Source organism: uncultured Limnohabitans sp. (genome assembly GCF_937889215.1).
GTDB lineage: Bacteria > Pseudomonadota > Gammaproteobacteria > Burkholderiales > Burkholderiaceae_C > Limnohabitans_A.
Genome location: NZ_CALBEX010000336.1, coordinates 1 through 4117, shown reverse-complemented (window position 1 = coordinate 4117; position 4117 = coordinate 1). Strand labels below are relative to the sequence as shown.

General features: G+C 62.6%; 4 protein-coding genes. 2 read left to right on the top strand and 2 right to left on the bottom strand.

From position 1 onward, the window contains the following. Together Q0341_RS08610 and ftsY are read right to left on the bottom strand one after the other, a co-directional pair. Positions 1-280: sigma-70 factor domain-containing protein (locus Q0341_RS08610; RefSeq protein WP_299512153.1), on the bottom strand; the 280-nt coding region annotated here is incomplete at its 3' end. Between the two features lie 203 nt (positions 281-483). Then, positions 484-1629, bottom strand: a complete 1146-nt coding sequence (gene ftsY / locus Q0341_RS08605; RefSeq protein WP_299512150.1) for a signal recognition particle-docking protein FtsY — start codon at positions 1627-1629, stop codon at positions 484-486. Positions 1630-1657: 28 nt separating this feature from the next. On the opposite strand from ftsY, the gene Q0341_RS08600 reads away from it, so the two are divergent. Together Q0341_RS08600 and Q0341_RS08595 are read left to right on the top strand one after the other, a co-directional pair. Continuing rightward, the gene (locus Q0341_RS08600) at positions 1658-3100 is read left to right on the top strand and encodes a pitrilysin family protein (RefSeq protein ID WP_299512148.1); all 1443 of its coding nucleotides are present in this window, start codon (positions 1658-1660) and stop codon (positions 3098-3100) included. Between the two features lie 32 nt (positions 3101-3132). Then, positions 3133-4117: pitrilysin family protein (locus Q0341_RS08595; RefSeq protein WP_299512145.1), on the top strand; the 985-nt coding region annotated here is incomplete at its 3' end.

The following is a 4117-nucleotide window of genomic DNA, read 5'->3' as shown; positions in this document are numbered from 1 at the left end:
TGCCTTCCTGGATCAGGTCGCCGTGTGGCAGGCCGTAGCCCAAGTATTGGCGCGACACCGACACCACCAAACGCAGGTGCGAGAGCACCAGCTTGCGGGCGGCTTCGAGGTCGTCGTTGGCTTTGAGTTGGCGGGCTGCCGCTTGCTCTTCCTCGAGGCTGAGCATGGGCATGCGGTTGACCGCAGAGATGTAGGCGTCGAGGTGGCCGAGCGAGGGCACGACCGCCCAAGGGTTGCTCAGCGTGATGGCTGTGGCGGGGGAACCAGTTTGAATGTTCATACCAGAACTCCTTTCAGAATGTGTGAATTTTAGCACTCCACATGGGAGAGTGCTAAAGCGGGCCCTTGGATGCCTTAAAGGGATCAGGGTTTTCCACGATTTTGAAGGGGCAGTGGCATGCGCTCAATGACATGGATCAGACAACAGGCAATCACAGCCAAGTGGGATGCCCTGGCGTTTGCCCCGGCTGTGCCACGGCGCATTCAGCTCAAAAGAGCTTGGGCAAATTCACGCGCGTTGAAGGTTTCCAGGTCTTCCAGCTTTTCGCCCACGCCAATGAAATACACCGGAATCGGCTTTTCGCGGGCAATGGCGCAAAGCACCCCGCCCTTGGCGGTACCGTCCAGCTTGGTGACGATCAGGCCCGTCAGGCCCAGCGTGTCGTCAAAGGCCTTGACCTGGGCCAGCGCGTTTTGCCCGGTGTTGCCGTCAATCACCAGCAGCACCTCGTGTGGGGCGGTGCCATCGGCCTTTTGCACCACGCGCTTGATCTTTTTCAGCTCTTCCATCAAGTGCGTTTGGGTGGGCAAGCGGCCTGCAGTGTCGACCAAGACCACATCGCGCCCCCGGGCGCGCCCAGCGCTCACCGCGTCAAAGCTCACAGCGGCGGGGTCACCGCCTTGTTGGCTGACGATTTCGACCGTGTTTCGGGTGGCCCAAACAGCCAGCTGCTCTTTGGCTGCAGCGCGGAAGGTGTCGGCTGCGGCCAACAGCACACTCAGGCCTTCGTCGGCCAGGTGCTTGGTCAGTTTGCCAATCGAGGTGGTTTTGCCTGCACCGTTGACGCCGGCCACCATGATCACCGTGGGCTGGTGGTCGCCAATGGCCAAAGGTTTTTGCAGGGGCAGCAGCAAGTCGGTGATGGCGTCGGTCAGCAAGGTTTTGACCTGGGACGGCTCGGTGGCCTTGGCGTCTTTCACGCGGCGCTTGAGGTCTTGCAGCAAGTGCTCGGTGGCTTTGACACCGGTGTCGGCCACCAGCAGGGCGGTTTCCAGCTCTTCATAGAGTTCGTCGTCGATGCGTGTGCCGGTGAAGACCGTGGTGATGCTGGAGCCGGTCTTGCGCAGGCCCGCTTTGAGGCGGTCCATCCAGCCCTGGCGAGCAGCCGTGGCGGGGGGTGTGACTGGGGCTGCAGGGATTGTTGCAGCGGGCGGCACCAAGCTGGCCTCAGGCGTTGTCGGGCAGGCCAAAGCCTTAGGCGCTGCAGCGGCCGGGGCTTGCTGGCCAGCATCCGTTGTTTTCGGCGCTGGTTCAGCGGGCGTTTCAGCGGCTGCAAGGGGCAAGGCTGGACTTGCTGGTGCCGATGGGACCTCGGCAGGTGGGGATTTTTTTTTGAAGAAGCTGAACATGTCTTGGATTTAATGGATCATGCATTCTATGAAACCAAACTTTCTCTTGGGATTTTCTTTCGCCACCGCCTTGCTGGCGACGGCTTGTCACGTGTCAGCGCAGGCCCCCCAAACCCTGGCAAGCGACGCGTCACCGTCAGGCCAAACGGCGCAGGCCCAAGTTCAAACCTTCACCTTGGCCAACGGCATGGCGCTGTGGGTCAAGCCCGACCGGCGCGCCCCGACTGCGGTGCACATGGTTTGGTTGCGCGTGGGTTCCATGGACGAGGTGGATGGCACCAGCGGCGTGGCCCATGTGCTGGAGCACATGCTGTTCAAAGGCACGCCCACCTTGGCTGTGGGTGAATTCTCGCGCCGCGTGGCCGCTTTGGGCGGGCGCGAAAACGCCTTCACGGCCAAGGACTACACCGGTTATTACCAGCAAATTCCATCCAACCAACTCGAAGCCGTGATGCGTCTGGAGTCAGACCGCTTTGCCAACAACCAGTGGCCCGATGCCGAATTTGCCAAAGAGCTGGAGGTGGTGAAAGAAGAGCGCCGCCTGCGCACCGATGACAACCCCCGCGCCCAATTGCACGAAATGCTCTCGGCCACCGCCTTGTCGGCTTCGCCCTACCGCCGCCCCATCGTCGGTTGGATGAGCGATTTGGAAGCCATGACAGCGCAAGACGCCCGAGATTTTTACCGCAAGTGGTACACGCCCACCAATGCGGTGGTGGTGGTGGCCGGTGATGTCGACCCGCTGCAAGTCAAGGCGCTGGCCGAAAAATACTATGGCGCGATCCCCGCCCGCGCCGTGCCTGAGCGCAAACCTCAGGTCGAACCTGCCCAGCAAGGCTTGCGCCGTTTTGACTTCAAAGCGCCGGCCGAGCAGTCCTATGTGACACTGGCCTTCAAAGTGCCGCGCTTGTCCAGTTTGGCTGACACCCCCGAACACCAGGACGCCTTGGCCTTGACGGTTTTAGCGGCTGTGCTCGATGGCTACAGCGGCGCCCGTCTGGAGCGTGCACTGACGCAGGGTGAAAACCGCCTGGCCGACAGCGCGGGGGCTTACAACGGCCTCATGGGCCGGGGTCCGCAGTTCTTTTACCTGGAGGGTGTGCCCGCCAAAGGCCAAACGCCGCAAGCACTCGAAGCCGCCTTACGAGCCCAGGTGCAGCGCGTGGCCACCGAAGGCGTGAACGACGCGGAGCTGCAGCGCGTCAAAACCCAATGGGTGGCCAGCGAAATTTACAAACTTGATTCGGTTTTTAACCAAGCACGCGAGCTGGGTGTAGCCTGGACGTTGGGCTTGCCACCCGAATACGGGGCGCAATTGATCGCCCGGTTGCGACAAGTCACGCCCGCCCAAGTGCAGGCTGTGGCGCAAAAGTATTTTGTTGACGACAGCCTCACCGTGGCCACTTTGCTGCCGCAGCCCTTGTCGGGTCAGCCCCGTGCACGCCGCGCCCTGCCCGGTGCCCGCCATTGAACCGCGCTCATCCCATGAAAGTCCCACACCCCATGTTTTTGATTCCAACCTTGTCCATGACCACACGGGCTTTGTGCCGCACAGCTTTGGTGCTGGCTTGTGGGGGCGCGGCGGGCTGGGCGCACGCCTCCTTGCCCATTCAACACTGGACCCAGCCCAGCGGTGCACGCGTGTTCTTGGTCGAGAGTCATGCCATTCCCATGGTCGACGTGCAGATCGACATCGACGCAGGCAGCCGCCGCGACCCAGCAGCGCAGGCGGGTCTGGCCTCGGTCATGACCGGGCAAATGACCAATGGCACCCTTGCCGAGCCACAAGTGCAAGGTAAGGGCCAAGGCCCTTACCCCCTGGCCCTGGATGAAAGCCAGATCGGTGAAGCCTGGGCAGATTTGGGGGCCAGCTTTGGGGGCAGTGCGGGCGGTGACCGCATGAGCTTTGGCCTGCGCAGCCTGAGCTACCCCGATTTGCTGGACAAAGCTGTGGCGCTGGCGGCGCGGCAGATGGCCCACCCGGCTTTCCCCGAAGCCATGTGGCTGCGTGACCGAGAACGCATCAGCGCGTCCATCCGCGAATCTTTGACCAAGCCGGGCACGGTGGTGCAGCAGCGCTTTGCGCAGGCGGTGTACGGCACGCACCCCTATGGTTTTCGGACCACCCCCGAGAGCTTGTCGCGCATCGGCGTGCAAGACCTTAAAAATCTGCATGCCCAAGCCTTGCGCGCTTGCCGCGCCACGGTGAGTGTGGTGGGCGACTTGACCCGGGCTCAGGCCGACGCCTTGGTGCAGCGCTTGCTGGCACAGTGGCCCCGCGAATCAGGCTGCCCAAGCCTGCCGCCCGTGCCCGAAGTGGCCCCTTTGACTGCCGCCCAAAACCTGAGCCTGCCCTTTGACTCGGCCCAGGCCCATGTGCTGATCGGCCAGCCCGGCTACAAGCGCACCGACCCCGACTTCTTTGCCCTGCTGGTGGGCAACCACATTTTGGGCGGCGGCGGTTTTGTCTCGCGCCTGACGGAGCAGG

Bases quoted from the DNA above. Each gene is read 5' to 3' on its own strand.
- ftsY (WP_299512150.1), bottom strand. From the start codon at position 1,629: ATGTTCAGCTTCTTCAAAAAAAAATCCCCACCTGCCGAGGTCCCATCG.
- Q0341_RS08600 (WP_299512148.1), top strand. From the start codon at position 1,658: ATGAAACCAAACTTTCTCTTGGGATTTTCTTTCGCCACCGCCTTGCTG.